Raw genomic sequence first — 26,840 nt, forward strand, 5'->3', positions numbered from 1 at the left:
TTGATTTGCCGCGTCCCCGTTTCGGTCCCTGGCGTGCCTGCTGGGACTGGGCGACGGCTGCGACCGGGGGTGGTCCGAGGAAGCTTTTTGAGGAAAGGGCATCCTGCCCCGCGGGACGTCCCGTCCCGGTCCATGCGACGCGCAATCGGTTCAGCGGCCCCCCAGTTTTAACCCGCTCAATGCGATGTGCGTACTGCGCGATCCCTGTCGCCGGAGCATCTTAAGCAAGGCATGTGCCATTCCGGAATGCCGCGCGATTCGCGACCTTCCTTCACCGCGAGGCGCTGTCATGTGGCAAATCCCCCACCGGGTCGGGCAAAAGCCGCGCTCGTAACGTCCATGGATGGTCCGTGGCGCGACACCGAGTGCGCGGTAGCGGTATGTGTCAATCGTGGTCGTGCCGATGGTGGGCATCGGGGAAGTGGGGGTGGGAGTGCGCCAGGGGTTCGTGCTGGTGCCAGTGCGTATGCCGGGTCCCGGGGCGGACCGGTTCGTCGTGCTGGTGGTCGTGATGCGGATCGCCGGGGCCATGCGTATGCCAATGGCCGTGCTCCATCCGGTGGTGTTCGTGTCGATGGCTGTGATGCTCGGTCAGGTGCAGTATCACGCCGAGCGCCATCAGGCCTCCGGCCAGCAGCAGTGTCGGCGTGATCGGATCCCCCAGCAGCGCGACGGCCAGCGCGGCGCCGACGAAGGGCGCGGTCGAGAAATAAGCCCCGGTCCGCGCCGAGCCCAGGTGCCGCAGTGCGATAACGAACAGCGTCAGGCTCAGGCCATAACTGAGCAGTCCGAGCAGCGCAGCGGCCGCGACGTCGGGCCAGACCGGCGGCGCGGCGCCCGTTCCGAGGGCCAGGGCCAGATTGGTCGAACCCGCCGCCAGGCCCTTGGCCATTGCGATGAACGAGGCATCGGCCAGTGCCGCCTTGCGCGTCAGATTGTTGTCCAGCGCCCAGGCCAGGCAGGCGCCTAGCACGGCGAGCGCCGGTAGGGAAAGCGACAGCCGTGCCTCGCCCGGCCAGGTCAGCACCACGCTGCCGGCGACGATCGCGACCATGCCGAGCGCGATGCGGCGATCGAAGTTCTCCCTGAACACGAACCACGCCAGCAGGGCCGTGAACACGCTCTCGGCGTTCAGCAGCAGCGAGGCGCCCGCGGCCGGCATGCCGTACAGCCCCCACATCAACGCCAGTGGTGCGACGACACCGCCCGCAACGGTCGCCGCGGCCAGCCATAGCCACTCGGTCAAGGCGAGATGCGGCCTCGGACTGCGGGCCGCGAGCCGCAGCACCAGGAGCCCGATCCCGGACCCCAGATACAGCAGCGCCGCGAGCAGCCACGGATCGACGCGCCCGAGCAGCACCTTGGCCAGCGGCGTCCCGGCCCCGAACAATAGCGCGGCGCCCAAGGCGGCAGCGATGCCGATGCGGCGTTCGTGGTGGAAGGTGGTCACTGGGTTTGCGGTGACTTTGGCCGGTTGCGCGTGGGATCGTCATTCGGGTCGGGCAAGCTGCACCCCAGCCTGCTCGCGCACAGTTTTGCCATCAGACCCTCTCGTGATGGGTAATTTCACGGTGGGGACTCAAGGCGTAAGTCCAGGGGTATGTTGCGAAAGGCCTCCGACTCGTGGGCGTGGTCGGTGGAGCGGGAGAAGGGATCCGTCGAGAAGCGGGAGGCCGCCTGCCAGACGCGCCGCATCGCATCGGACGCCCTCAAGTCGGACAACGCAAACTTCACTGCGTCGAATGGCGACACCCGCAATCATCGGGTTTGCTTCGGGGCTGATGGCATCGCGGGATTCTATCGCGTTTGGTCGGCGGTGGCCGATGTCAGGCAGCTCCTGGAGCGCGCCGAGCGTGATGTGAGAGAACGCGTTGCATCGACGCGGGTCGTTCGAAGCCTCCGCATCCCCGGCGTCAAAGCTTTGAACGCGGGTTGGCAAGCCATTGGACGCGGATCAGTCCTGCCCCAGCGGCGCAGGAAGCGATTGGGGTGCAATGTCGCGCATCCCCGGCGGTGATACCCTGTCCTGCCGTCTGTCACTGAGTGCTGCCGATGCCCATGGACAAGCCTATGCCGTCCTCGAACCCACCCGCTGCCCACATGCCCCGCGCGATCTGGATCCTCGGCTTCGTCAGCCTGCTGATGGACGTGTCTTCGGAGTTGATCCACAGCCTGCTGCCGGTGTTTCTGGTCACGACGCTCGGGGCTAGTGCGCTCGCGGTCGGAGTGATCGAAGGGCTGGGCGAGGCGACAGCGCTGATCGTCAAGGTGTTCTCGGGCGTGCTATCGGATCGCTGGGGTCGCAGGAAGGGCCTGGCGGTGCTCGGCTACGGTCTCGGGGCTTTGTCCAAGCCCTTGTTCGCGATCGCGTCCAGCGCCGACATGGTGCTGTTCGCGCGACTAAGCGACCGTATCGGCAAGGGCATCCGGGGTGCTCCCCGAGATGCGCTGGTCGCCGACATCGCGCCGCCGGAGCTGCGCGGCGCCGCGTTCGGCCTACGGCAGTCGCTGGACACGGTCGGTGCGTTTCTCGGGCCGCTGCTGGCGATGGGGCTGATGCTGTTGTGGGCGAATGACATCCGCGCGGTGTTCTGGGTCGCGATCATTCCCGGCTTGCTGTCGGTCGCGCTGCTGATCGGCGGCATCACCGAGCCTGCGCATCCGGCTGGCCCCGTGCGGACTAACCCCATCGTCCGGGACAGCCTCCGGCGTTTGCCGCGGGCTTACTGGGGCGTCGTCGCGGTCGGTGCGCTGTTCACACTGGCCCGGTTTTCGGAGGCCTTTCTGGTGCTGCGGGCAACCCAGGGCGGGCTGCCGCTGGCCTATACCCCGCTGGTGCTGGTCGCGATGAACGTGGTCTATTCGCTGTCCGCCTATCCCTTCGGGCGCCTGTCGGATCGCATGCGCCATCGGAGCTTGCTGCTGCTCGGTCTGGTCCTGTTGATGGCGGCCGACGCGGCCCTGGCGTACAGCCCGGCCTGGGGCTGGGTGTGGCTGGGCATATCGCTGTGGGGCCTGCACCTCGGGGTCACGCAAGGCCTGTTCGCGAAGCTGGTCGCCGACACGGCGCCCGGGGATTTACGCGGAACGGCTTACGGCTTCTTCAATCTGGTTGCCGGTGGCGCGATGCTGATCGCGAGCGTGCTGGCCGGCGTGATCTGGGACCGGATCGGCGCGGTCGGCACCTTTTCGGCGGGTGCGGTGTTCTGCGCGCTGGCGGTCATCGTGCTGCTGGCCGGTCGCGGGCCGGTGCCGTCGAAACTTGCGCGAGGCGGCTGAGCGTCAAACCTGGGACGAGGCCTCAGCGAATGTTGCCGGCCGGTCGCGTGTTCTCGTCCGACGCGCCGCCCGTTCGCCGTGAGAAGCGCAGCATGTCCATCTCGATGAACGCGAAAGCCAGTATCCACAGCAGCGCGTCGTAGGCATCCAGCCACTCGTCGCGCCAGGTCCAGGCCAGCACCAGCAGGCCGAGTCCGCCGTACAACACCGTGGCGGTCGTGACGAAGAGCCGTTCGTTCATGACGACCAGATGCGGCCAGCGGACTTCGACTTCGAGCAAGGCAACCACCGCGATCCACAGTCCCGAATTGGTGACATCGAGCCAGGAGTCCTCGGCCGCGAAGGCGATGGCCGCAACAACCACGGCGGCCGCGGCGGTCAGCCGGACTGCGGGAATCACAGCGCGTAGGCGATCGGTAGCCGGTTGCCGGCGGCCCGAGGCTTCCCACTCGAACAGGAACAGCAAAAGCAGCCAGGCCGCCTCGTCGAGCGCACTGCTGGCGTCCGCGCGCGCCATATAAAATGCGGCGTTGAGCAGCAAGAGCGCGAAGATGGTGATTTTCAGGCCGGTGTACAGCATCGGGGGACAGAATAAGGCAGGCCACGATAGCCGGACGGCTTCTGACGGGGTCAGGCCGCTCGTGGTCATTGTAACGAAAGCGGTTCCAGTTGCCGCGCTTCACGATGGGCCGGATATTGGTTCGCTCAAGCGGAGCCGGTGCGCATGAGCAGCCGGTTTGCCATCGCGCTGTGGCTGGCGATGTTGGCCGGTTCCGGCTGGATGCTGTGGCGCGCGCCGCCGGTCAGGCAGGACCTCCTGTACTTCCTGCCGCGCAACCCGAGCACCGAGGAGCGGATTCTGGTCGATCAGTTGCGCAGCGGCTTTCCGTCGCGGCTGGTGCTGATCGCGCTGGCCGGTGCCGCGCCGGCCGAACTGGCATCGGCCAGTGCCGCACTCGGCCGCGCATTGCGCAAGGCTCCCGAATTCGAACGTATCCTGAATGGCGAAGCGGCATGGTCCGAGGCGGATACGCGTTTCATCATGGAGCACCGCTACCTGCTGAGTCCGGCCGTGGCGCCGGGCCATTTCGGTCCCGATGCCTTGCGCGCGGCGCTCGAAGCGCGGCTCGCCGAACTCGGCACGACGCTGGGGCTGGCCACCAAACATCTGTTGGCGGGAGATCCGACCGGCGAGAGTCTCGCGATTTTCCGGCGTCTGCAGGGGCAGGCGCAGCCGGAGCGACGCCACGGCGTGTGGTTTGCCCGCGATGGCACACGCGCGCTGCTGATTGCGCAAACGCGGGCAGCGGGTTTCGACGTGGATGCGCAGCGCGGGGCCGTGAACCGGATCCGCCAGGCATTCGGTCAACTCGGCCATCCGCCCTCCATGACGCTGGCGCTGAGCGGTCCGGGACCGTTCTCGGTCGAGATCAACGACACGATCACCCGCGACGCCGAGTTCATCTCGACGCTGACGATGGTCGCGGTCAGCCTGTTCCTGTGGCGGGTCTACCGCTCGCTGCGCTTCGTGCTGCTGACGCTGCTGCCGCTGGGCTCCGGGGCGCTGGCCGGTATGGCGGCAGTCGCGGCCTACTCGGGCAACCTCAACGGGATCGTGCTCGGTTTCGGTTCGGCCCTGATCGGCTTCGCGAACGATTACCCGGTTCATCTATTCACCCACTTGAACGCCGGGGAGCCGGTCGCCGTATCGATCCGGCGGGTGTGGCCGACCATTCGCCTTGGGGTGCTCGCGACGGTGGCCGGTTTCGGCGCGATGCTGTTCTCGGGCTTTCCGGGGTTGGTCGAGCTCGGCGTGTTTTCGATTACCGGACTGCTGGCCGCGGGTCTCGTCTGCCGTTGGGTGGTGCCGGCGTTCCTGTCCGGCGCGCTCAATCTGCCGCATTGGCCGGCGTTATTTGCGCTGCTAGACCGCGGCCGACAGGTGGGCTTGCGCGTGCTGTCGCCGCTGGGCCTAGCCGCGCTGGCTGCGGTGAACGCGCGGCTCGCGACGCCGGTCTGGGACGACGACATCGCGCATCTGAGCCCGCTGCCGGAAAGCAGCCAGCGTTTCGATCAGGAACTTCGCGCCGAGCTGCGGGCGCCCGAGTTGAACCGGATCGCGCTGATCATCGGCCCGACGGCGGAAGACGTGCTGGAGCGGACCGAAGCCTTGTCCGGTTCGCTGGATGAAATGGTCCGCGCGGGTTCGCTTGCGGGGTACGACCTCGCTGCGCATTACCTGCCCAGTGCCGCGCGGCAGCTGGAACGCCGTGCGGTGCTGCCCGACCCCGTCCAGCTACGGCGCGACCTGAACGCAGCCGCTCGCGGCCTGCCGTTCAGGCCCGGCAGCTTCGAGCCTTTCGTGGCAGCCGTCACCGCAGCGCGCAATCAGTCGCCATTGGAGCTGGCCGATCTGCGCGAGACGTCGCTGGGTTTGCCGCTGGAACCGCTGTTGTTTCCTTTCGAGGCGCAGTGGGTCGGGCTCGTCACGCTGAGCGAGTCTACGGCGCCGGGCCGGCTGGCCGAGGCCGTCGCGGACGTCGGCGGGCGGCTCGTCGATCTGCGCGAGGAGTCGACTCGGCTGATCACCCGTTATCGCGAGGAAACGCTGACGCTGTTGTCGCTCGGTGCTGTCGTGATCGTGCTGCTGCTGCGTGCCGGTCTCGGCGCCTGGAGCGCGGCTTTGCGGGTTGTGCTACCGATGGGTCTGGCGCTGGTGTTTACGGGAACCGTCATCAGGGTGATTAGCGGCGGGCTGTCGCTGTTTCACCTGGTCTCGCTGCTGCTGGTGATGGGCCTGGCGATGGACTACGGCCTATTCTTCAACCGCCCGCCGGCCGACCGCGAGGAGCATCGCCGCACGCAGTTCTCGCTGCTGGTCTGCACGATGACGACGCTGTTGCCCTTCGGGCTGCTGGCGCTGTCGCAGACGCCGGTGTTGCGGGCAATAGGGCTCACGGTCAGCGTCGGTGCTGCCAGCGCCTTCGTGCTGGCGGCCTGGCTGGCGAAGCCGGCGGGGGGCATCCCGCCCAGCGCCGTTAACCTTTGGGGAACGGCCAGTTGGCGATGCCTGATTCAGGCGTTGTTCGGCTGAAGCCATATAGGCAGAGCTACCAATTGACTGGCTCTTAGCCGGGGATTAGAACCTTTACCATGCGCTGCGCGTGATGGGCGCCGCGGCGCTTACGGCACCATGCTAAGGGAGGGTTCCATGCGCACCATACCGTCGGTTCCCCATAGAATTGCGGCCCTGTTTCTGGCGATCGTCAGTGGCTGCAGCTCACAACCCGTCAACCTGGCTCCCCTCCCACCGGCACACTACCGAGTTCTGGGCAGAGCAATAGGCCATGCCTGTGGCGCGCTCGGTATCCTGACACCACCGTTGTACGTCGTGCCGCTTGGGTTGAACGAGCGCGTGGAGAAGGCCTATCGCGCGGCACTGCAGTCGGTTCCGGGGGCGACGGGGCTAATACGTGTCGAGTTGCAGGATGACTGGTACTGGTGGGTTCTTGCGTCCAGTCATTGCATGACGGTGACCGGTGATGCGATCCAGGAGGCCCGGCGATGAACGTTATGACGCGCGCCCTTGGGTGCTTGGCGTTGGCATTTGCTTTGGAGGCCTGCACTGGCGAACCGGTAAAGATCGACAGCATTTCGGACGTGAGCCAGGTCGACTTGACCAAGGGTCGGAAAATCAGTGCCGAGGCGGGTGGCTTTCAATTCTATTGGGTGTTCCCCATTAACGTGAATTCACGTCTCAAGCGCGCATACCAGGAGTTGCTCGAGAAAGCGGGCTACGACGCGATCGCCGATGTGAAAGTGACTGAGAAGTGGGCCTACGGCTACGTAGGCACCACCTACTGGACCATCATGGAAGCGACGGCCTATCCCCGGAAGCGGCCGCTGGCTGCTCGTTGATCGCAGCGTATTCTCTCGTCCAACTGTGCGCCGAGCGGATGCCGTCAGCGATCTCGGCAGGTAGGCTTGGCGCAAGCGGCGGTGGGCAGCGCCGCAGGCTCAGAACATCACGCTCTTGTCGCGCTCCAGCACCGCCGCGATGTAGTCCGGCATGCCCTTGATGGTCGAACCGGCCACGAGGTCCCCCTCGCCGACCTGCCGGGCCACGGCGCAGGCGCCGCAGACCCAGATCGGGATGCCGGCGGCCTGTACCGCGGCCAGCAGGTCCTTCAACGGCGTCAGGTTCACGCCGATGACATGATCGGCCACGCCCTTGCGGCCCAGCACGACGGCTTCGTTCCACAGCCACAGCACGACGTCGTGCCCCTGTTCCTTGGCCGCTTTGGCGGCGATGAACGGTAGCGTGGCCATCGTCGGGTCGTCGGTGCCGTGGCTACCGGAAATGATGAAAGTCTTCATGGTGCCTCCGTGTTTTTGACGTATCAGGGATTGATGATACTCCACCGCGCCGTGTCGTCCACCCGAAAACGGAGGTCGGTCTGCGCGGCAGTCAGGTGGCGGCGCGCAGCGCGGGGTTCTCCAGGAACTGGACCCCAGGCACGTCCTCATGTGCTGCTCGTACCAGCGCCAGGGCAACCTTGGCGGCGTAAACCGGCTTCCATCGTTCCGGCAGCAGCCATGCCAGCCGCTTGCCGAGTTCTTCGCCGAAGCGCATCGAGCTGCGCTGCCCGATCAGCAGGGATGGCCGAGCGATCGTGACCGAGGGATAACCGAGTCGAACGACGGCTTCTTCCAGCTCGCCCTTGACCCGGTTGTAGAAGAACCGCGACCCGGCATCGGCCCCGGCGGCGCTGACCAGCAACAGGTGCCGGGCGCCCGCGGCCCGCGCCGCTTCGGCCACGCGCAGCGTGTAGTCGAAATCGACTCGCCTGAAGGACTCGCGCGAGCCGGCGTCGCGCAGGGTCGTGCCCAGTGCGCAGAAGACGAGATCCACGCGGAAGGCTGCGCTGCTCGCGTCGAGATGTTCGTAATCGACGACGCAGTCGTGAACCCGCGGCACTGTCGCGGCATCCGGACGGCTGCGGCGCACCAGCGCCCGCACCTCCGCGACGGATTCGTCGGCGGCCAGCAATCTGACGCATTCGCGCCCGACGACCCCGGTCGCGCCGGCGACGAGTACGGTGGTGTGTTGGTGGGCAGTTGACGGCATGGTTTGTGATCGCGTGCAGGGGATTGAGGTCGTTGGTGGAGGCGAAGCAGTTGGGCCCGAATCCGGTATCAGGCGAGGGGCGGCGGCGCGGAATAGCGCGCGTCGCCGAAGCCGAGCAGCGGAAAAAACACGAACGGCAACAGCAGCAGGCCCAGCAGGTAAGGCCACTCCTTCCCGAAGCGCTGGGCGAGCTTCAGATAAAGAAAGCCCGTCGCGAAGACGTTTACCACCGGTGTCAGCGACAACACCAGCAGCCACCAGGGTTGTCCGGTGATCTGCGTCAGTACGTAGATGTTGTAGATCGGGATGATGGCTTCCCAGCCTTCGCGGCCGGCTTTCTCGAAAACCTGCCAGGCGCCGGCGAGGGTGATGATGATCAGCAGAATGCCTATGGAATCCGACATGGCGGGAATTCAGTGAACCGGTTGCGGGACGATACGGTCACGATACCCGACGGACACGGCTGAACTCAAGGCAAAGGCCGGCTGGCCGACGCCGCCTGGAACCCTCGGTCGCCACGCCGATCCGGTGCCGGAACGACCTGGCGCCGTCCAAGTCCTGCGACAGCAGCGTTGCCGACTTGGGGGCTGGCAGACGCAGCGAAATGGCGCCGTGCTGTTTCCTTTGGGAATGGACCCGTTATCATCGTTCCTGCCGAATGCACGTCCGCATGACGAATCCGCAACCCGGTACTGGAGGTGAACGATGAAAGAGACAGCTGCAACGGCAGGCCAGGTCGCGAGCATGGTCTCCGGCGTCGAGGCGATCGAGATCAAGGCCACTGTGGCCGAACACCAGATCGACGCGGCGCTGGCCCACTACCGCCTGACGGTCGACAACGACGAGGAGCGGTATATCTATTTCTTCGACACGCCGGGCCTGACTTTGTTGAAGGACGGGATCATTGCCCGCGCCCGGCGGATCGTCGGCGACGAACACGACAGTACGATCAAGTTCCGGCCGGTCGTGCCGGCCGAGATCCCGGCCAAGTGGTGCAAGCATCGGGGCTTCAAGATCGAGGCCGATGCCAGCGAGAAGGGCGTGGTCAAGTCGGCATCGTTCACGATGCCGGTCGAGAAGGGCCTGATCAAGAAGGTGGCCACCGGCGACAAATCCATCGCCAAGCTGTTCAGCAAGGAACAGGAGCGCTTTCTGACGGATATGGCAGACCGCAAGATCGATTACGACTCGCTGAGCGTGTTGGGGCCGCTGAAGGCCCACCGGTGGCAATTCATGGATCCCGGCTGCCCTTGGGAGATCACCGCCGAATTGTGGAAGCGCGACGACGGTGACCGATTGATGGAACTGTCCATCAAGGCGTCGATCGTGCAGGCTGCCGCGGCGATCGGCGGTTTCAGGGCGTTCATTGCCGAGGTCGGTGCGCAGCAGGATGCCGACGAGCAGAGCAAGACGCGCTGGGCCCTGGACTACTACGCCAGCCGGCTCAAACCATGAGACGGTGCCGGTGTCAGCGGCGCCCGGGCGGGGCCTGTCGCCAGCGGCCCGGCGCCCGGCTCCGCTGACCCCTGCCGGTTGCGAACGGAATGGCCGATCGCCTCAGACTCGCGCGGACGGCGATCGGCGCCTATCCCCTGGTGGCTGGCGTGCCGCGGCCCGATGCGGGGACCTATCGCGAGATCAATGCCGTCCTGCGGCGCCATTTGCCGCCCACGGTCGTCAGCGTGCTGGCCGAACCGGTCGAGAACGCCGCGGCGGGCTATGTCGACTGGTTCACGAGCCTGGCAGGGCAACCGGTTCCGCTGCGGACACTGACCGGCTCGGCGCGAACGAAGGCCGTCAAACTGCTCGGCGACCGGTTGGAGGCAATTCGGTCGCTGGCGGCGCGTCCCGCGGTGATCCGGTCCGAGGCGCTGTCTCGGAAGCTCCGTCAGGCCACGACCTATCCGTCGGAGGAGGCGATCTATGTGGTCGACGGACAGCCGGTCGTCATATTCTGGGGGTATGGTGCGCTGCCGCCCGATGTGCCGACACCGTCCGAGGCGCCGCGCCCGGCACCGACACGGCTCTGGCTGATCGCGCTGTTGGTCAGCGCGGTGATGGCCGCATTGGCCGGGGCGGCCTGGTATTTCGGTTTGCTCGATCCGCTGTTCGATAGGACCGACTACGCCGCGCTCCTCGCGGAAGACCGTCGGCAGGGCGAACAGCTGCGCCGCGATTTGCTGCAGCGTGAACGGCAGTTGGCCGAAGCCCTGCGCACCTGTGCGCTGCAGACCTCGCTCGAAGGTTTGCATAGCGAAGGAACCGTGCTGTCAAAGCAACTCGCCGAGTTGCGGGAGCAGGTCCGGAACCGAGTCGTTTTTTGCGCGGCCCAGGCCGAAACCATGCGATTGCAGACGGAAGCCCGCGAGCTGGCGGCAAGATTGCAGGAGTTGCGCGCGAACCTGGCCAAGCGGGCCGCGACGTGTCGCGATCAGGCCTTGGCCGAAACCCGTGCGGAGCACCGGCGCCTGCAGGCGAAACTCAAGAGCTTACGGGCGCGGCTGAAGGATCAGCGGGAAGCCTGCAACCGGCCGCCACCCCCACCGAAACCGGCTCCACTGAAGCCGCCGCCGAAGCCCGCCCCGGTCGCGCCGCCGCTGCCCGAGCCCAAACCTGAGCCTGCCCCGGCCAAGCCTTCGTCACCGGAGCCTGCGGCGCCTCCAACCCCGGCAGCGCCAGCCGCGCCCGTGCAGCCGCCCCCACCACCGCCGGAAGCCAAGCACGGCGCGTTGCCGCCCTGTCCGGGCGAACGTCCGCCCGAGGATGCGCCCGATGTGGCCATTGTGCTGGATGCCTCCGGCAGCATGCGGACACCGGCGGTACTCGACAGCGCCAGCGCGGCTGCGGTCACGGCGTTCGAGGCTTGCGTTGCCGTAATGGGGCCGCTGATGTGTGCTCCGTTCGCCGCGGCGTATGAGATGGTCATGCAAACCGCGCACGGGCCGACCCGGCTGCAGTCGGCGCAACAGTCGGTTACCAGCGTCGTTCAGTCGCTGCCGGCGGATGTCGACGTGGCGCTCGCGGTGCTGGAGGACTGCCCGCGCGCCACCGACTACGGTTTGTTCGAGAACGCTCAACGCAGCCGCTTGTTGCAAACGGTCCACGGGCTGACGCCGCAACAAGGTACCCCCCTCGCCGACGGACTGCTGCAGGCGGCCCGCCGGGTCGATGGAGTCCGGGCGCCGGCCGTCATGGTGGTCGTCTCGGACGGCAAGGACAGTTGCGGCGGCAATTCGTGTGCGGCCGCGGCCTCGCTGAAGGCCGCCAAGCCTAAGTTGAAGATCAATGTGGTCGACATCGTCGGCGATGGCGCGGTGAACTGCATCGCGAACCTGACCGGGGGCAATGTCTTGACGCCTCGCTCCGGCATGCCCCTCGACCAACTGGTCAAGCGCGCCGCGAGTGACGCGCAGAAGCCGGCGCACTGCAAATGAGACCGCCCCACACGGATCGAACACGCCTTTGGGCAGCGGCGCCCTGGGGTGCCGTCGGCAGCGCGGCGATGGCCGGGCCCGGTACCTTGCGGCGCGTGCCTGTGGGATGCCGCGGTGGTCGGTCGGTGTTTCCTGATCGGGAGGGACAGCCATGACGACGGCGCGCTGTCGGATCGCCCGCACGGCGGTCGATGCCTATGCTTTGCCGGCCGGAGTCGCGGCTCCGGACTCGGCCTGCTTCAAGCGGCTGCACGGGTTGATTCGCCGCTATCTGTCGCCCGCGGTCGCGAATGTGTTGGCCGAACCGGTTCCGTTCGCTGACGGCAGCCAGCTGGACTGGTTCACGCCGCTGGGCGGTCAGCCCGAGCGCTTGCTGGATCTCCCCGAGCCCGAGCAGCCACGGGTCCGCCGGGTGCTCGACACCCGGCTGGAAGCGATCCGGGAACTGGCGCGCCGTTTACCCGAACTCGACCCGGAATGCACCGACGCGCCGGCCTTGCTGCAGGCTACCGCATTCCCGGGCGACGACGCGATCTATGTCGTCGGCGGTCAGCCCGTCGTGATTTTCTGGGCTTATGGTGTGCTGCCGCGATTCGAACCTGACGCGGGCGCCGCTGTGTCTGCGCCCGGCCGTCGTGCCCGCTGGACGGTTGTTGCGGCGGCCGTGCTGTTGCTGCTCGGTGTCGCCGGGTGGGCAGCGTTCCATTTCTCGCTGCTGCGCTGGCCGCCGTGGGGGCCCGATTATGTCGCGTTGCTCAAGGCCGAACGCGCGGAGGGCGAGCGCCTCCGACGCGAACTGATCGAGCGGCACAGTGCGCTAGCCACGAGTCTCGGGCACTGCGCGCTGCAGGATCAGGTCGCCACGTTGCAGCGGGAACGCGAGTTGCTGGTAGGGCGGCGGGACGAATTGGCCGCGCAGCTCGGGCGACTGATTCAGAGCTGTAAGACGCCGTAATCGAACCGGCGCCGGCAATTGCGCCGATTTGACCGGGGCTGGTCATTTCTGATCGGTTAGCGTATATATTTTTGTGTTTACAAAATGGGAGCAGCACCTATGGCAACTTCCACTGCGAAAGTCTTCACGAGCGGCAACAGTCAGGCGATTCGTCTACCCAAGGAATTTCGCCTGGATGCGAAAGAGGTCTTCATTAGTCGCTCCGGCGACAGTCTGATACTGACGCCGCGGATGCTGTCTTGGGAAGGGTTTACCGAAGGCCTAAGCGGCTTCAGCGATGACTTCGAGATCACCGAGGAACTGGCTGCCGACACGCCCCGGAAATCCCTGGAATGATCCATTACATGCTCGACACCAATGCGTGTATCGGCGTCATCAATGGGAGTCCGCCAACTCTTCGAAACCGTCTGTTAGGAATGCCGCCGGAAACGGTGACGATTTCGCAGATCGTCCGCTATGAACTCGAATTCGGGGTGTGTAATTCCCGGCAACAGCAGAGGAACCGAGCCAATCTGGCGCACTTCCTCAAGTATGTGCAGGTGCTGGATTGGAGCGACGAGCAATCCATCGAGGCAGCTGAGATTCGCTGCGCGCTGGCGCGGAAGGGTCAGCCGATTGGCCATTACGACATACTGATCGCCGCCCATGCTCGATCACTCGCTGCCGTTCTGGTGACTCACAACACCCACGAGTTCGGACGGGTGGAAGGATTGCAGTTGGAGGACTGGGAGTTGCCGTGAACCCGCCGATACGAAGGCAGCTATCAGTGTGCTGTTTACGATCCAATTGGTCGATCAGGCTTCGCAGCGAATCCTCTGCGCGCCCGGTCGTCTTCCCCCCTTAGAGTGAACGGCGCAGGGCTTGAAGCCTCCGAAGCCGGGCACCAATACGACTTTGCTACAATCCGGACAGCGCCGTGACACGGAGGGCCGTGCACCCGGGCGCCATCGTAGCCGACGAGGGATTTCAGGAAGCGAACATGGCTGGCGCGCTGCTCAGATCCGGCAATGTCAAGCAGTACAAGCCGCTCGGTGCGACCGGCAACCCGGTCTACCGTGCCGCTTCGCAGCTCCGCGCCGCGATACGCCGGCAACTCGGGGCGGATTTCGCCGATTTCTTCGCGATTCCGCAGCAGGACGACAAGGGCGACACGATCGACTGGTATGCGCCGCGCGAAGGCAGCGTCGTGCCGTGGACGGCCGCGACGACCGCCGAACGCGAGGACGCGAAAGCCTGCCTGCTCGCGGCACAGCAGGAATTGAGCGCGAAGAGCCGCTTCCTGCAGGATGCCGACAACAGCGAGCAGCAGGTCTTCGGCCGGCTGCTGGAACTCGCGACCCGGATTCCGGGCGAGGATCACGTCTACTTGGTCGACGGCCGCCCCGTCATGACGTTCTGGGGTTTCGTCGCGCGCGATGCGCCGGACTACCAGGACGTGCTGGCGATGCTGGACGTCGGCGGCGATGCCGCCACTGCCACGGTAGCCGCTGAGACACTAGGTGAGGGAGCGGAGCGCAGTACCTCGCGTTTCCGCTGGTGGCCCTGGCCGTGGTGGTTGCTGCCGCTGTTGCTCGGGCTACTGCTGCTCGGCGCGCTGCTGTTTGGCCTCAGGGGTTGCATCCCGGCGTGGATCCCCGGCGCCGAGTTGCTCGCGCCCGCCGCGGACAAACCGACCGTCGCACCCAATGAGACCACGAAGCCCGAGCAGCCCGATGGGGTGGAGCCACCGGTCGACACCGCCCCCGATGAGACCGTCATCGATGAGATCCATCGCCGCGGCGTATTCGACCGGTCCACGACCGAGTCCACTGTCGTCGACCGAACCGGTGAGACGACGGAGTCCGACCGCGCCGAAGGCGAGGTTAAGCCTGACGGAGCGGAGGCCGAGATACCGGGCGTGGATGAACCCGAACCGCCGAACAAACCGCCCGAGGCAGGCACCGAACCGCCGACCACCGATCAGCCCGGTGAAGACCAGAAGCCCGCCGGGGAGCCGCCGGGCGATCCCGCCGGCAAGCAGGACCCTGGACCCGACGATAAATCGGCTGGGGAGACCCCACCGAAAGTGCCTGGCCCAGGCGGCGCGGCCGGCCCGGACGGTGCTGCCGGTGCGCCGCTGACAATCCCCAAAGATGCAGCCAAGACGGGCTCGACCGATTTCATGAACGGTCGCTGGCAGTCGGTCACCGGCTTGCAGGACGCTGAAGGCAACCCGGTCCGGCTGGAGTATGAGTTCGCCAAGGGGCAGGGGACCGCCAAATTGCGGCATCGCGCGGGCGGCAAGGAACAGGAATGTAGCGCGGCCGTGCGTTCCTCGTTCAAGGGGTCGAAGCTGATGATCGAACAGGCCGACGACATCCGCTGCCCCGACGGGACGCGCTTCCAGCGCTCCGCGGTCGAGTGTGCGACGAACCCGCAGGGACGCGCCGAATGCCAGGGCAGGAACCAGGACGGTTCCGCGTATCAGGTCCGGATCAACAAGCAGTGATGCGAGCGCGCGAGGATTTCCCGGGATGTTGAGCGAGCTGGTCGAATTCTCCGACAACGCGACGCTGATCATGCGCAGCGGCGTCCAGTTCCTGGATTTCGGGCTGTCGGTCGATCTGCGCAAGGAACCGCCCGGTGAATTCGCGCTGCAAAGCAGTCAGCAGTCGCTGGCGCGCCTGGAATGGGACGAGCGGCGCGAACGCTTCGTGCATCCGGCCGATCCCGGCGCGGTCGTCAAGCCGCGCTTCAGCGCCAGCGTCGACGACTCGCTGAAACTGTTGGACGGCTGCTGGGTGCCGTTGCCATTCCTGCGCGCGGGTGCGCAGCGCCGTTTCGACGACGGCCCGACCACCTGGGCGCGCGGACGCATCGTCCGGCTCGCGGCCGGTGATGACCTGCGCGGCCACACCCACCGGCTAACGCTGGCCTTCGATACCAACGTGCTGGATCGCCCTGACGACACGGCCTATCTGGCGCCGACCCCGGCGGACGTGCAGACCGGCGCGAGCTTCCAGCTGGCCTATCGGGCGCATGAGTGCCCGTGGTTCCCGGAACAGCCCTGGGTCGATGAATGGCTGCGGGAGGTCTACCGTGACGAGGCCGCTCGGCGCCTGCGGATTCCGGCCGAGGACATCGAGACCGAACTGGAGCAGTTCGCGCACCATGCACACTATCTGAATTTCCTGACGCTGATCGCGACCCGGCTCCGCCTGCCGCAGATCCGCGTGCGCAGCAATGCGGCGGATGACGTCTACGCGCCGATACCGGTCGATCTGGTGCTGGACGTCGGCAACAGCCGCACCTGCGGCATCCTGATCGAAGAGCATCCGCAGCAGCACGACGGGCTGAAAAACCGCTACGAGCTGACGATTCGCGACCTGTCCGAGCCGCACAAGGTCTATCAGGAACCCTTCGAGAGCCGCGTCGAGTTCGCCCAGGCCCTGCTCGGCAAGGAACATCTGGCCTGCAAGGGCGGCCGCAACGACGCCTTCGTCTGGCCGACGATCGCGCGCGTCGGCCGCGAGGCCGCGCGGCTGGCCAACCATCGGCGCGGCACCGAAGGCTCGACCGGGCTGTCCAGCCCGAAGCGCTATCTGTGGGACGACGATCGCTACGAGCCGGGCTGGCGTTTCAATGTCGCGTTCAATCAGGAAGACATCGAACCGCATGCGACCGGCGCGCCTTACAGCAACCTGATCAACGAGCGCGGCGAGGCCTTGCACGAGCTGCCCGAAGAGGAGCGCATGCCGGTCTTCGTGCCGAAATACTCGCGCAGCTCGCTGATGACCTTCCTGTTGTCCGAGATCCTCGTGCACGCGCTCGGCCAGATCAACAGTCCGGCGCAGCGCATCAAGCAGGGCGACCCGGAAAAGCCGCGGCATCTGCGTTCGATCATCATCACCGTGCCGCCGTCGATGCCGAAACCGGAGCGCCGGATTTTCGCGCGGCGGCTGCAGGCGGCCATGGGTTTGGTCTGGAAGGCGCTGGGCTGGCATCCGGAGGACGATGCGATCGACGCGATCGATGCCGCCGGCGCGTCGACCGCCTGGCCGCCGTTCCCGGCAATCCACACCGACTGGGACGAGGCGACCAGCGCCCAGGCGGTTTATCTGTTCAGCGAGATCCACGAGCATTTCGGCGGGCGGCCTGAGGACTTCTTCCGGCTGCTGCGGCGGCGCGACTCGTCCGGGGCCGGGCAGGCGATCACGCTCGCGTCGATCGACATCGGCGGCGGCACTACCGATCTGGTCGTCGCGGATTACCGCCTCGACCACGGTCAGGGCGCGAACGTCTACATCCTGCCGGAGCAGCGCTTCCGCGACGGCTTCAAGATCGCCGGCGACGATCTGCTGCTGGAAGTGATCCAGAAGATGGTCGTACCGGCGATCGAGGCTGCATTGCGCGCTTACGGCGTCGGCGACCCGCCGGCGCTGCTGTCGCAACTGATCGGCGCCGAGACACTGTCGGTACAGGATCGGACCTCGCGCCAGCGGCTCGCGCTGGAGGTGTTCTATCCCCTCGGGCTGAAGCTGCTGCATGCCTACGAGCGTTTTGATCCGACCCAGCCGACCGAACCGCGGGTGTTGAAGATCGGCGAGGCCTTGAGCGCCGCGGAGCGGCCCTCGGACCATGTCGTCGCGCACTTCGCGCTCGGCGTGCGGCGGGCCGTCGGGCCGCGCGAGGCCGATTTTGATCTGCTCTCGGTACCGGTCGCGTTCGATCTGCACCGCTTGCACCGGCTGTTTCTCGAGGACCAGTTCGAGCTGTGCAAGACCATGCGCGCCCTGTGCGAGATCGTCCATCTGTACCACTGCGACGTGCTGCTGCTGAGCGGGCGCCCGTCGTGCATGCCCGGCGTGCTGGCCCTGTTCCGGCGGTTGCTGCCGCTGCCGCCCGACCGGATCGTGCCGCTGCACGGCTACCGTGCCGGGGTCTGGTACCCGTTCCACCGCGACGGGCGGATCAGCGACCCCAAGACCACGGCCGTCGTCGGCGCGATGATCTGCAAGGTGGGCGGCGCGCGGCGCATCCCGAACTTCAATTTCCTGGCGCACGCGTTCAAGGTCTATTCGACGGTGCGGCAACTCGGGCTGATCGACCAGAATCTGGTGCTGCGCAATGCCGACGTGTATTACCGCGACATCAATCTGGACGACGAGGAATACGAGTTGCCCGAGACACCGTTCGAGGTTCGCGCACGCATGATCCTCGGCTTCCGGCAACTCGCGTCGGAGCGCTGGCCGGCGACGCCGCTGTATGTCGTGGATCTCAGCGACAAGGCCAAACGCATGCTGGCGGATGTCGACCGCAGCGCGCCCGCGGTCATCGAGGTGGGCCTGAAACTCGATCAGCGGCGCGGCTCCGGGCCGGAGAGTTTCAGCGTCGCCTCGGCCGTGACCAGCTATGGCACCGCGCTGAATCCGGCGCGCGACGTGCTGCTGAAGCTGAATACGCTGACCACGGTCGGCATCGGCGAAAGCAGCTACTGGCTGGATACCGGCAGCATACTCCGGTGAGGGCATCGCAGTGACGACCTGGGACGATCGAAGCCTCTCCGCGCAATGCGCGGCCCTTTACGACGGCGCCGGGTCCGCGCTGGACTGGGTGGCCGCGGTGCGCAGCAACTCGCAGCGTCTGGACCGCGAGGCGGATGGGCTGATCGAGACCTTGCGGCGCTCGCGCAATCTGGCGCGCCGTCTCGGTGCTGCCGCGCAGCGGCCGTTCTCGGCCGGTGTGTTCGGCATGTCGCAGGCCGGCAAGTCCTATCTGATCTCGTCGTTGGCGCGGGCCGCCGACGGGCGGCTGCAAACGCTGCTGGATGGGCAGCGCGTCGATTTCATCGGGCACTTGAATCCGCCGGGCGGGGGCAAGGAGGCGACCGGGCTGGTGACGCGCTTCACACGCCGGCCGGGCAGTGCGCCGGCGGGGCATCCGGTCGCGCTGACGCTGTTCTCCGAGGCGGACCTCGTCAAGATTCTCGGCAACAGCTTCTTTAACGACTTCGATCGGGAGCGGGTCGCTTTCGATACCGATCAGGACTCGCTGCGGGCCTTGCTGGCCCAGGTCGAACGCTTCCGCCAGCCGGCGCCGACCGGCGGGCTCGACGGCGACGCCGTCGTCGACCTGATCGACTATTTCGAGCGGCGCTACGGGAAGTCGTTCGCGCCGCTGCGCAGCGACTACTGGCCGCGCGTACTCGAACTCGCGCCGTATCTTGCGCCGGAGCACCGGGCCGAGCTGTTGTCGGTGTTGTGGGGCCGGATACCGGATCTGACGCGGGCTTACCTGACGCTGCGGAATGCCTTGCAGCAGCTCGCGCATGCCGGCGTCGTCTATGCGCCGCTCGAAGCTCTGGTCGCTGGTTCCGGCGATGCGCTGTCCTGGCGGCCGGACAGCATCCTGAATGTCGACGTGCTGGACCGGCTCGGACGGGACGACGCCGAGACGATCGCCGTGCGGCCGGCCGCGGACGGTCAGGTGGTGGCCGAGGCCCGTATCGCGCGCCCGGTGCTGGCGGCATTGACGGCCGAAATCCGCTTCGAGCTGGCGGACAGCCCGGTGATCGGCCTGCTCGAGGAAATCGATCTGCTGGATTTTCCCGGTTACCGCGGCCGGCTCGAGATCAGCGATCTCGATGAAGTGCGGAAGCAGCTGAAACGGGACGAGGTGGACCCGGTCGGCCAGTTGATCCTGCGCGCGAAGGTCGCCTACCTGTTCGAGCGTTACACCGAAGATCAGGAAATGAACGTGCTGCTGATGTGCACGCGTTGCGACAGCCAGATCGAGGTGACCTCGCTCGCGCCGGCTTTGTCGACCTGGGTCCACAGCACCCAGGGCGAGAGTCCCGCGCTGCGCGGCACGCGGCCGCCCGGGCTGGTCTGGGTCATCACGCAGCTCGACCGGCGGCTCGAACCCAAGCCCGGCCAGACCGTCGCCCAGCAACAGCAGGAATGGGCGAACATGATCCACATCACGCTGCTGGAACGCTTCGCGCAATCGGACTGGCTGCAGGCCTGGTCGGAAGACAAGCCCTTCGACAATGTCTTTCTGGTCCGCAAGCCCGGCATGCTGCGCAGCGCGTTTACGATCGATGCCAGCGGACAAGAGACGGGTTTCCTGTCCGAAGAGGAGCGGCAACGGCTGGCGCAGCAACGCGACTATTTCGTCGGCAGCGAGGCGGTCGTGCGCCACGTCCGCGATCCCGTAGCGGCCTGGGAGGCGATGCTCGGCATCAACGACGGCGGCATGCAGCGGCTGGCGGACTACCTGCGCGCGGTCTGCAAGCTGCAGGCGAAATGGGACCGCATCGGCGAGCAGGTCGTCGCCGTCCGGAAGGAGATCGGCGAACACAGGCTGCTGCCGTATTTCCAGAGTGAGGGTGCCGGCGAGGTCGAGCGAAAACGGCAAAGCGCCGAGCGTCTGTATCAGGCGGTCGTGAACGCGCCCGACGGCTTCGGCGAACTGCTGTACCGCCTGCAGCCGGACGGCGAGTTGCTGCGTCGGCTTTACCTCGCGGCCGAGAACGGTGTCAGCGAGGAGGCCAACACCACCGATACGAAGCCCGCCCCGGTGCGCAAGACGCTGATCAACCTGCCGCTGCGGAAGGTGAACGAGCCGGCCGCGACGATGGAGCAGGGCGGGCGGGCCGAGCGTTTCGCAAAGGCCGCGGTGTCGGTCTGGATACGCCAGTTGCGCGGCCTGCCGGACGCCGCCGAGCTGATGAATTATCTGGAATTGCCGGCGGAGGCCGCGCGCATCGTTACCGATGAGCTGGTCACCGGGCTGGATCGGCACCAGCTGGAGCAGAAACTGGTCGCGGCGCTGAAGCCGCTTGAGGACATGCGCGGGACGACCCGGATCGGCATCGTCGACCAGCAGGTCATGGTCGTCCGCCAATTGCTGGGCGAGTTCGTCGATCGGCTCGGTACCGTCGAGCTGCCGGTCGGGCAGAGGCCCGAGTCACCGCTTGGCGGCCGGCGGGTGTTCGAGCCGCCACCGCCGATCCCGACGGGCAGTCTGCCGGGGTTGCCGGACGAGGAACTGAGCTATTCCGGGGCCTATATCATGGATTGGCTGGAGGCCTTTACCTCGCTCGCGATCGGCAATGCCGGACATCGCGCCGGTCGTGAGATCACGCCCGAGCAGAATCTGCGCCTCGGCGAGATCCTCGCGACGATCGGCGGGTCGGGCAGCGGCTGAGGCGGGCAGACGTGGCGATCAGGAGCGAATTGAGGAACGATGCCGTGCGCGGTCCAGGCTACGGCACGCTCCGGATTGCCGGCCTACCGGTGGGGTCCGTACCCGCGGCGTTCAGCCTCGAGCGCAATCAGGATGCGCTGCCCTATCTGGGGCGAGAAGGTCACTGGCAGGCGCAGGAGGCCTGGCATCCGGTCGCGAGCGCCGCGCCAGCTAGCGAGACGGTGGTCGAATTGCCGGTCGGACCGGAGATCGTCGATGCACTGGTCGAGCAGCCGCAGCATGTGATGTGCCGCTTGTCGGTCGAGTGCGGCGGCGGCCCGCAGGCCGGCGCGCTGAAGCTGCAGCGGCCGCTGTTCAGTTCCAGGGCGCAAGGCTTCGTATCCGCTTCCGTCCCGGTCGCGCCGCCGGCACTTGGGCCGGAGCCGGAGGACCTTATTGACGAGGTGCCGGACGAGAGCTTGGTCGTGCCGCCGGCCGAGCCGGTGCCGCCGGAGCAGGAACGCAGCCGATGGCGGGTCGTGGCGTGGACCGCGATCCCTTTGTTGCTGCTGGCGGCCGTCGGCGGCTGGTTGTGGTGGGATTGCCGCGTGCCCGGATTGCCCGGTCCGGAGTGTGCGCCTGAAGTGGCGCCCGAGGCGGCCGTCACGCCACCGGTCGAGACCCCGCCACGGAATTGCGCCGGTCTCGATGGCGAAGCGTGCCTGGCCGTTGCGATCCGCGCGACCGATGCCGGACAGCTGGATCAGGCCCGGCAGTTGCTCCAGGAAGCCGGCAGTCTCGGTGCCGTCAAGGCCTACGTCCGGCTCGCGCAAATGTACGATCCCGCGACCTGGGCGGCCGAGCGGAGTCCGGTCGCACAACCCGACTGGGAAACGGCGGCGTACTGGTACGACGAGGCGGCGCGGTCCGGGGACGCCGAGGGCAAGCTGGGCGCCGGCCGTTTGTACTGCGGCAGCGCGAGCGATCCCGCGTTCCTGAGTCATGGCGCCGAGCTGCTGCGGCAGGCGGTCGCCGCCGCGCCGGGCGATGCGGGTCTGGCCGAGGCCCTGAAGCAATGCGAGGAACGGCTCAAGTGAAACCACAATGTCGATGGCTCGCGTGCGCGGTGCTGGTGCTGATTGCGGCCACAAGTCTTTACACGGCCCCGCCGGCCGCCGCCGCCGAACCCTTGCTGCTGCCGGGCAAGAAGACCTTGTACGAACGGGTGCTGACCCGGCCTGGTGCGAAGCTCGTGGCGAGTCCCGGCGCCGCGGACGGCAAGCCGGTCGTGGCCCTGTCGCGTTTCTATGTCTATGAGCGCCAGGACGCCGGCGGCAAACAATGGGTGAAAGTCGGCGGCAGCAGCCGCGGCAACACCGACGGTTGGCTGGATGCGGCGCAGACCATTCCGTGGAAGCAGCAACTGACACTGGCCTTCACGAATCCGGCCAACCGTTCGCGGGCCTTGCTGTTTGACAGCCATGACAGTGTTATGGGACTGCTGAAGGCGCCGGATGCCGGCGCAAAGGCCGCGGAGTTGCTGAAGTCGGTCGAGTCGGGCAAGGCCGATCCGCGCGTGGTGTCGGTCGAGCCCAAGGAATACGTCGATCTGTCGAAGAAGTTCTATCTGCTCCCGATCCTGCAGGCCGAGGCCTTGAGCGCGCCGGCGAACGTCCGGGTGCTGCAGGTCGCCTCGGTGACCGCGAAGCCCGGCGATGCCTCCCCGGCCGAGGCGCAGAAACGGCAACAGGAAACGCCCGCGGTCATCCGCAGCTTCAGCGCCGCGGTCGTGTTCGTCATCGACACGACGATTTCGATGGGGCCGTATATCGACCGGACCCGCGACGCGGTCCGCCGGATTTCCGCGAAGATCGAGAAGGCGGGCCTGGCCGATCAGGTCAAGTTCGGTCTGATCGGGTTCCGGTCCAGCACCAAGGCCGTCCCCGGTCTGGAATACGTCAGCAAGGTGTACGCGAATCCCGGCGAGGTGAAGTCCGGCAAGGATTTCATGGACAAGGTGGCCGGCGTCAGCGCGGCCACGGTTTCCAGTGCCCGCTTCGAAGAGGACGCCTACGCCGGTGTCATGGAGGCGCTGCGGCAAGTCCACTGGAACGACTTCGGTGGCCGCTATGTGGTGCTGATCACCGATGCCGGTGCGATCGATGGCGGGGACGAGTTGTCGGAGACGAAACTCGGCGCCGAGCAGGTCCGGATCGAGGCGGCGCAACTCGGCGTCGCGGTCCTAGGCCTGCATCTGAAGACACCGGCCGGGAAGGCCAATCATGCCCGCGCGGAGAAGCAGTACCGGACGCTGACACAGCATTCGCAGGCGCGCAGGCCGCTGTACTACCCGATCGAATCAGGGACGGTCGACCGATTCGGGCGTCAGGTCGACACGCTGGCCGACACCGTCGTGCAGATGGTGCAGGGCGCCTCTCGCGGCGAACTCGTGGCCGGCAGCGCCCAGTCGGTCCAGAGCGGCAAGCCCAAGGAAGCCGACGAGCAGATCAAGGCCGACGCGCTGGCGGTCGGCCATGCGATGCAGCTCGCCTATCTGGGCCAGCAGAAGGGCACCCAGGTGCCCGACCTGTTCACCGCGTGGCTGTCCGATCGCGACTTCGCCCACCCGGAACTCGCGACGGTCGATGTCCGCGTGCTGCTGACCAAGAACGAACTCAGCAATCTGAGCGAGGCGATCAAGCTAATCCTCGACAAGGGCGAGGAGTCGCAGCGCAACGACACCGCCGATTTCTTCAACCTGCTGCGCTCCTCCGCAGTGCACATCGTGCGCGATCCGGCGAAGCTGAACGATCCGAAGGCGAAGAATCTCGCGGATCTGGGGCTGCTCGGCGAATATCTGGACGATCTGCCCTACAAAAGCAAGGTCATGCACCTGACTGCCGACGAGTGGGAAACCTGGAGCGCCAGCGCGCGCCAGCAGGAGGACTTTCTCGACGGGTTACGGCGCAAGCTGCGCCATTACCAGATCTACCACGATGACACCGACCGCTGGATCATGCTGGACGGTTCCAGCGATCCGGGCGAAGCGGTCTATCCGGTGCCGATCGACGCCTTGCCGTGATTGCCGGGCTGCCGCCCCCGGATCGTGACGGTTCGCTGCCTTCCGGTTGCCGGAGTGGAGCGGGCCGCGAGGACACGCCGTCAAGTCGTCCCCTCACCGCGAAAACGCCGTGTAGGCTGGATAAGGCGCAACGCGCCGCATCCGGCAACAGTGCTCGCCGGATGCGCTGCGCCCTTCGACTCCGCTCAGGGCACGCTTATCCGGCCTACCGGTTGTCATGTTCGGGGGTGCCGCTTGCGGCATGGGCGGTTAGGCTCGACCGCGTGGTCCCGCCCGCGGACGGTCCTGTCCTTCCGCTCCTCTCCCGCCGCCACGCGTGCGGGGCGGTGAAGGGCTGATGCTGCATCTGGCCGGAGTCGAACGGCAGCGCGGCAGCGGTCCCGGCGCCTTCACGCTGCGCATCGAGCATTTCGCGCTGAGTCCGGGCGCCTGCGTGGCCGTCATCGGAGCTAGCGGATCGGGCAAGAGCACGTTTCTCGATCTGCTGGGCCTGGTGCTGCGTCCCGATCGCGCGGAGGTGTTCGAGTTCCGTGGCCGCGACGAGACGCGCTGCGATCTCGCGGACTGGTGGCGGCGTGGCGCGGATGGCGAACTGTCGGCCCTGCGCGCCAGCGAAATCGGGTACGTGCTGCAAACCGGCGGACTGCTGCCCTTCCTGAATGTCGCGCAGAACATCCAGGTGTCGCGCCAATTGCTGGGTCTGGCCGAGGACGGTTTCGCCGCCGAGCTGATGGATTGGTTGGCGATCCAACGGCTGGCCGCGAAGATGCCGCATCAGCTTTCGGTCGGGGAGCGCCAGCGCGTCGCGATCGCGCGGGCCTTCGCGCATTGGCCGCGCCTGGTGCTCGCGGATGAACCGACCGCGGCGCTGGACCCGCCTCAGGCGCTGCGAGTCTGCCAACGCATGGTCGAACTGGCCGCGTCGCTCGGCATCGCGCTGGTCATCGTCTCGCACGATTGGGGACTGGTGCGCACGCTGGGGCTTCCGGAAGCCGTGGTTGAGCCGAACGAAGCGCCAGAACACAGCGGGAGTCGCATCGACTATGTGCCGCCGACCGCTCCGGACGCGCTGCCGGGGCGATCGGGTGCGGCGAACGCGCCGGCCTCGCCCACGGGTTCCGGTTCCGAACCACCGAATGGCTGATCCCTTGGTACGTTCACCGACTCTCGGCCGGCAACTGCGGTGCACCGCCGCCTGGGCCTGGCACGATTGCCGGTTCGAGTGGCGCGTCACGCTGTGCCTCGCGCTGGCCGTGGCCGCGGTGCTGGCGCCGCTGCTGGTGCTGTTCGGGCTGAAGTCGGGCATCGTCGGCACGCTGACCGAGCGCCTGCAGTCGGACCCGCGCGCCCGCGAGATCGTCTGGAAGTTCAATGGCCCGCTCGATGCGGCCTGGGTCGATGCGCTCGCGCAGCGTCCCGAGGTCGGCTTTCTGGTACCGAGCACGCGTTCGCTGGCCGCGACCGTGGACCTGCAGGGCCCCAATGAGGCCCTGCAGGACATCGACCTGTTGCCGACCGCGCCCGGCGATCCGCTGCTCGGCAGCGGTCAGCCGGTGCCGATCGGGTTTGGCGAGGCCGCGCTGAGCCATGAAGCGGCCCGTCGCCTCGGGGTGCAGGCGGGTGACACGATTCAGGCTGCCATCGCCCGCGTCTACCGCCAGCAGCGCCAGACGCTGCGCTTTCCGCTGCGCGTGGTCGCGGTGCTGGAGGAATCCGTGTTCGCCGGCAAGCTGGTACTCGCGCCGTTAGGTTTGCTCGAAGCCTGCGAAGCGTATCGGGACGGTTTCGCGGTACCCGAGCTCGGCGCGATCGATGGCGCCACGGGTCCACGTGCCCGGCCGCCGCATGCGCGGCTGCGCTTATACGCACGCACCCTCGATGACGTGCGGGGTCTGGCGCAGGAACTGAGCGCGGCCGGTTTCGAGGTCACGACCCGTAGCCGGGACATTGAACTGGTCGAGCAGATCGATCATGCCTTGAGTTTCCTGTTCCGGCTGATCGCCGCAGTCGGTGTGACCGGCTGCCTGCTGTCGCTGGCCGCGAGCCTGTGGGCCAACGTGATCCGGAAGCGCCGGGAACTCGCGCTGCTGCGCCTGATCGGCGTCCGCGAGCGGGTGCTGACCGTCTTTCCGGCGGTGCAGTCGCTGCTGATCGCGAGTGGTGGCCTGCTGCTCGCTTTCGGTATCTATGCCGTATCGGCCGAGCTGATTAACCGTACCTTCCAGATCGACCTCGGCCGCGACGAATTCGTCTGCCGGCTCGCCTTGCGCGATGGGTTCTTGGCCGCACTGCTGACACTATTACTGGCCGTGGCCGCGTCGATAATCGGCGCCATCGCCGTCGCGCGCGTCGATCCGGCGGATGGGTTGAGGGAGGGGTGATGTTGGGGTGTGCTGCGGATAGAGAAACATCATTTGCCGACTAGTGGCACAGGAGAATCGCATTTTTTCAGCGATGTGTTATGTTTTCGGCGTCAAGCCATTGGGGGGGGCAAGTCTATGTTCATCTTGCGGGATGACTTCTGTGGGGAGGAGCAGCGATCCGTGTGCGGCGAACCGCCCTTTCCTCGCATCGTTAGACGCTAGGTTTAAGGAACCTCTGAACAATTCCGAGTTGACGCGCAAGGACGCATCCCGCGGAGAATCAGGCGTCGAAAATGGACTTTAGTGACGCGGTAGCGTCCGTCAAGGTGGTGTAATTTTCGGGGGCGAACTCCGGCTCAGATGAGTTCTTCAGTCTGCAGTCAGTCCGGGTAATGGGTCCATCCCGACGCTGTGCTCTGTCATGGTGTGTTGG

The 26,840-nt window shown here is 66.6% G+C and carries 21 protein-coding genes; 16 read left to right on the forward strand and 5 right to left on the reverse strand.

Going from position 1 to position 26,840, the window contains the following annotated elements; all coding sequences use genetic code 11:
- Positions 1–385: 385 nt before the first annotated feature.
- The gene (locus BWR02_RS11065; RefSeq protein WP_139557834.1) at positions 386–1,450 is read right to left on the reverse strand and encodes a DMT family transporter; all 1,065 of its coding nucleotides are present in this window, start codon (positions 1,448–1,450) and stop codon (positions 386–388) included.
- 602 nt (positions 1,451–2,052) lie between these two features.
- Here BWR02_RS11065 and BWR02_RS11075 point away from each other — a divergent pair.
- Positions 2,053–3,279, forward strand: a complete 1,227-nt coding sequence (locus tag BWR02_RS11075) for an MFS transporter (RefSeq protein WP_236102142.1) — start codon at positions 2,053–2,055, stop codon at positions 3,277–3,279.
- A 22-nt stretch (positions 3,280–3,301) separates the two neighbouring features.
- On the opposite strand, the gene BWR02_RS11080 is transcribed toward BWR02_RS11075, so the two are convergent.
- Complete coding sequence (locus BWR02_RS11080; RefSeq protein ID WP_139557836.1) at positions 3,302–3,859, reverse strand: hypothetical protein; 558 nt, start codon at positions 3,857–3,859, stop codon at positions 3,302–3,304.
- 144 nt (positions 3,860–4,003) lie between these two features.
- Here BWR02_RS11080 and BWR02_RS11085 point away from each other — a divergent pair, with 144 nt between their 5' ends.
- The 3 genes from BWR02_RS11085 to BWR02_RS11095 all read left to right on the forward strand — a co-directional run bounded on the left by BWR02_RS11085 (position 4,004) and on the right by BWR02_RS11095 (position 7,197).
- Positions 4,004–6,373, forward strand: coding sequence for an MMPL family transporter (locus BWR02_RS11085; protein WP_139557837.1), 2,370 nt, complete (start codon positions 4,004–4,006; stop codon positions 6,371–6,373).
- 117 nt (positions 6,374–6,490) lie between these two features.
- On the forward strand, positions 6,491–6,847 hold the full coding sequence (locus BWR02_RS11090; RefSeq protein WP_201276232.1) for a hypothetical protein: 357 nt from the start codon (positions 6,491–6,493) through the stop codon (positions 6,845–6,847).
- Positions 6,844–7,197: a hypothetical protein gene (locus tag BWR02_RS11095; protein WP_139557838.1), complete on the forward strand. Its 354-nt coding sequence runs from the start codon at positions 6,844–6,846 to the stop codon at positions 7,195–7,197. The genes BWR02_RS11090 and BWR02_RS11095 overlap by 4 nt, the downstream gene beginning before the upstream one ends.
- A gap of 99 nt (positions 7,198–7,296) precedes the next feature.
- Here the strand turns inward: BWR02_RS11095 and BWR02_RS11100 are convergent, their stop codons facing one another.
- The 3 genes from BWR02_RS11100 to BWR02_RS11110 form a co-directional block, all read right to left on the reverse strand.
- Positions 7,297–7,656, reverse strand: coding sequence for a DsrE family protein (locus tag BWR02_RS11100; RefSeq protein WP_139557839.1), 360 nt, complete (start codon positions 7,654–7,656; stop codon positions 7,297–7,299).
- A gap of 91 nt (positions 7,657–7,747) precedes the next feature.
- Positions 7,748–8,407, reverse strand: coding sequence for an NAD(P)H-binding protein (locus BWR02_RS11105; protein ID WP_139557840.1), 660 nt, complete (start codon positions 8,405–8,407; stop codon positions 7,748–7,750).
- A 68-nt stretch (positions 8,408–8,475) separates the two neighbouring features.
- Positions 8,476–8,811 carry a DUF5684 domain-containing protein gene (locus BWR02_RS11110; RefSeq protein WP_139557841.1) on the reverse strand — a complete coding sequence of 112 codons (336 nt, stop codon included), beginning with the start codon at positions 8,809–8,811 and terminating at the stop codon, positions 8,476–8,478.
- Positions 8,812–9,112: 301 nt separating this feature from the next.
- Between BWR02_RS11110 and BWR02_RS11115 the strand changes: the two genes are divergently transcribed.
- The 12 genes from BWR02_RS11115 to BWR02_RS11170 all read left to right on the forward strand — a co-directional run bounded on the left by BWR02_RS11115 (position 9,113) and on the right by BWR02_RS11170 (position 26,425).
- Positions 9,113–9,862, forward strand: a complete 750-nt coding sequence (locus BWR02_RS11115) for a CYTH domain-containing protein (protein ID WP_139557842.1) — start codon at positions 9,113–9,115, stop codon at positions 9,860–9,862.
- An 89-nt stretch (positions 9,863–9,951) separates the two neighbouring features.
- A complete protein-coding gene (locus BWR02_RS11120; RefSeq protein WP_139557843.1) occupies positions 9,952–11,841 on the forward strand; it encodes a VWA domain-containing protein in 1,890 nt (629 codons plus the stop codon).
- 151 nt (positions 11,842–11,992) lie between these two features.
- Positions 11,993–12,796, forward strand: coding sequence for a hypothetical protein (locus tag BWR02_RS11125; RefSeq protein ID WP_139557844.1), 804 nt, complete (start codon positions 11,993–11,995; stop codon positions 12,794–12,796).
- Positions 12,797–12,895: 99 nt separating this feature from the next.
- On the forward strand, positions 12,896–13,132 hold the full coding sequence (locus BWR02_RS11130; protein ID WP_139557845.1) for an antitoxin: 237 nt from the start codon (positions 12,896–12,898) through the stop codon (positions 13,130–13,132).
- A complete protein-coding gene (gene vapC, locus BWR02_RS11135; protein ID WP_139557846.1) occupies positions 13,129–13,536 on the forward strand; it encodes a type II toxin-antitoxin system tRNA(fMet)-specific endonuclease VapC in 408 nt (135 codons plus the stop codon). The genes BWR02_RS11130 and vapC overlap by 4 nt, the downstream gene beginning before the upstream one ends.
- Before the next feature lie 176 nt (positions 13,537–13,712).
- On the forward strand, positions 13,713–15,284 hold the full coding sequence (locus BWR02_RS11140) for an SrfA family protein (protein ID WP_236102145.1): 1,572 nt from the start codon (positions 13,713–13,715) through the stop codon (positions 15,282–15,284).
- Between the two features lie 25 nt (positions 15,285–15,309).
- On the forward strand, positions 15,310–18,300 hold the full coding sequence (locus tag BWR02_RS11145; protein WP_139557847.1) for a virulence factor SrfB: 2,991 nt from the start codon (positions 15,310–15,312) through the stop codon (positions 18,298–18,300).
- Between the two features lie 10 nt (positions 18,301–18,310).
- Positions 18,311–20,983: a putative virulence factor gene (locus BWR02_RS11150; protein WP_236102147.1), complete on the forward strand. Its 2,673-nt coding sequence runs from the start codon at positions 18,311–18,313 to the stop codon at positions 20,981–20,983.
- A gap of 44 nt (positions 20,984–21,027) precedes the next feature.
- Positions 21,028–22,059, forward strand: a complete 1,032-nt coding sequence (locus tag BWR02_RS11155) for an SEL1-like repeat protein (RefSeq protein WP_139557849.1) — start codon at positions 21,028–21,030, stop codon at positions 22,057–22,059.
- Positions 22,056–24,044 carry a vWA domain-containing protein gene (locus tag BWR02_RS11160; RefSeq protein WP_236102149.1) on the forward strand — a complete coding sequence of 663 codons (1,989 nt, stop codon included), beginning with the start codon at positions 22,056–22,058 and terminating at the stop codon, positions 24,042–24,044. The genes BWR02_RS11155 and BWR02_RS11160 overlap by 4 nt, the downstream gene beginning before the upstream one ends.
- Positions 24,045–24,381: 337 nt before the next feature.
- A complete protein-coding gene (locus BWR02_RS11165) occupies positions 24,382–25,188 on the forward strand; it encodes an ABC transporter ATP-binding protein (protein ID WP_139557850.1) in 807 nt (268 codons plus the stop codon).
- On the forward strand, positions 25,181–26,425 hold the full coding sequence (locus BWR02_RS11170; protein ID WP_162560111.1) for an ABC transporter permease: 1,245 nt from the start codon (positions 25,181–25,183) through the stop codon (positions 26,423–26,425). The genes BWR02_RS11165 and BWR02_RS11170 overlap by 8 nt, the downstream gene beginning before the upstream one ends.
- Positions 26,426–26,840: the final 415 nt, after the last annotated feature.

The sequence above is a fragment of the Methylotetracoccus oryzae genome, assembly GCF_006175985.1.
Taxonomy (GTDB): Bacteria; Pseudomonadota; Gammaproteobacteria; order Methylococcales; family Methylococcaceae; genus Methylotetracoccus; species Methylotetracoccus oryzae.

Bases quoted from the DNA above. Each gene is read 5' to 3' on its own strand.
- BWR02_RS11110 (WP_139557841.1), bottom strand. From the start codon at position 8,811: ATGTCGGATTCCATAGGCATTCTGCTGATCATCATCACCCTCGCCGGC.
- BWR02_RS11085 (WP_139557837.1), top strand. From the start codon at position 4,004: ATGAGCAGCCGGTTTGCCATCGCGCTGTGGCTGGCGATGTTGGCCGGT.
- BWR02_RS11095 (WP_139557838.1), top strand. From the start codon at position 6,844: ATGAACGTTATGACGCGCGCCCTTGGGTGCTTGGCGTTGGCATTTGCT.
- BWR02_RS11100 (WP_139557839.1), bottom strand. From the start codon at position 7,656: ATGAAGACTTTCATCATTTCCGGTAGCCACGGCACCGACGACCCGACG.
- BWR02_RS11115 (WP_139557842.1), top strand. From the start codon at position 9,113: ATGAAAGAGACAGCTGCAACGGCAGGCCAGGTCGCGAGCATGGTCTCC.
- BWR02_RS11105 (WP_139557840.1), bottom strand. From the start codon at position 8,407: ATGCCGTCAACTGCCCACCAACACACCACCGTACTCGTCGCCGGCGCG.
- BWR02_RS11075 (WP_236102142.1), top strand. From the start codon at position 2,053: ATGCCCATGGACAAGCCTATGCCGTCCTCGAACCCACCCGCTGCCCAC.
- BWR02_RS11080 (WP_139557836.1), bottom strand. From the start codon at position 3,859: ATGCTGTACACCGGCCTGAAAATCACCATCTTCGCGCTCTTGCTGCTC.
- BWR02_RS11145 (WP_139557847.1), top strand. From the start codon at position 15,310: ATGTTGAGCGAGCTGGTCGAATTCTCCGACAACGCGACGCTGATCATG.
- BWR02_RS11165 (WP_139557850.1), top strand. From the start codon at position 24,382: ATGCTGCATCTGGCCGGAGTCGAACGGCAGCGCGGCAGCGGTCCCGGC.
- BWR02_RS11125 (WP_139557844.1), top strand. From the start codon at position 11,993: ATGACGACGGCGCGCTGTCGGATCGCCCGCACGGCGGTCGATGCCTAT.
- vapC (WP_139557846.1), top strand. From the start codon at position 13,129: ATGATCCATTACATGCTCGACACCAATGCGTGTATCGGCGTCATCAAT.
- BWR02_RS11090 (WP_201276232.1), top strand. From the start codon at position 6,491: ATGCGCACCATACCGTCGGTTCCCCATAGAATTGCGGCCCTGTTTCTG.
- BWR02_RS11130 (WP_139557845.1), top strand. From the start codon at position 12,896: ATGGCAACTTCCACTGCGAAAGTCTTCACGAGCGGCAACAGTCAGGCG.
- BWR02_RS11120 (WP_139557843.1), top strand. From the start codon at position 9,952: ATGGCCGATCGCCTCAGACTCGCGCGGACGGCGATCGGCGCCTATCCC.
- BWR02_RS11170 (WP_162560111.1), top strand. From the start codon at position 25,181: ATGGCTGATCCCTTGGTACGTTCACCGACTCTCGGCCGGCAACTGCGG.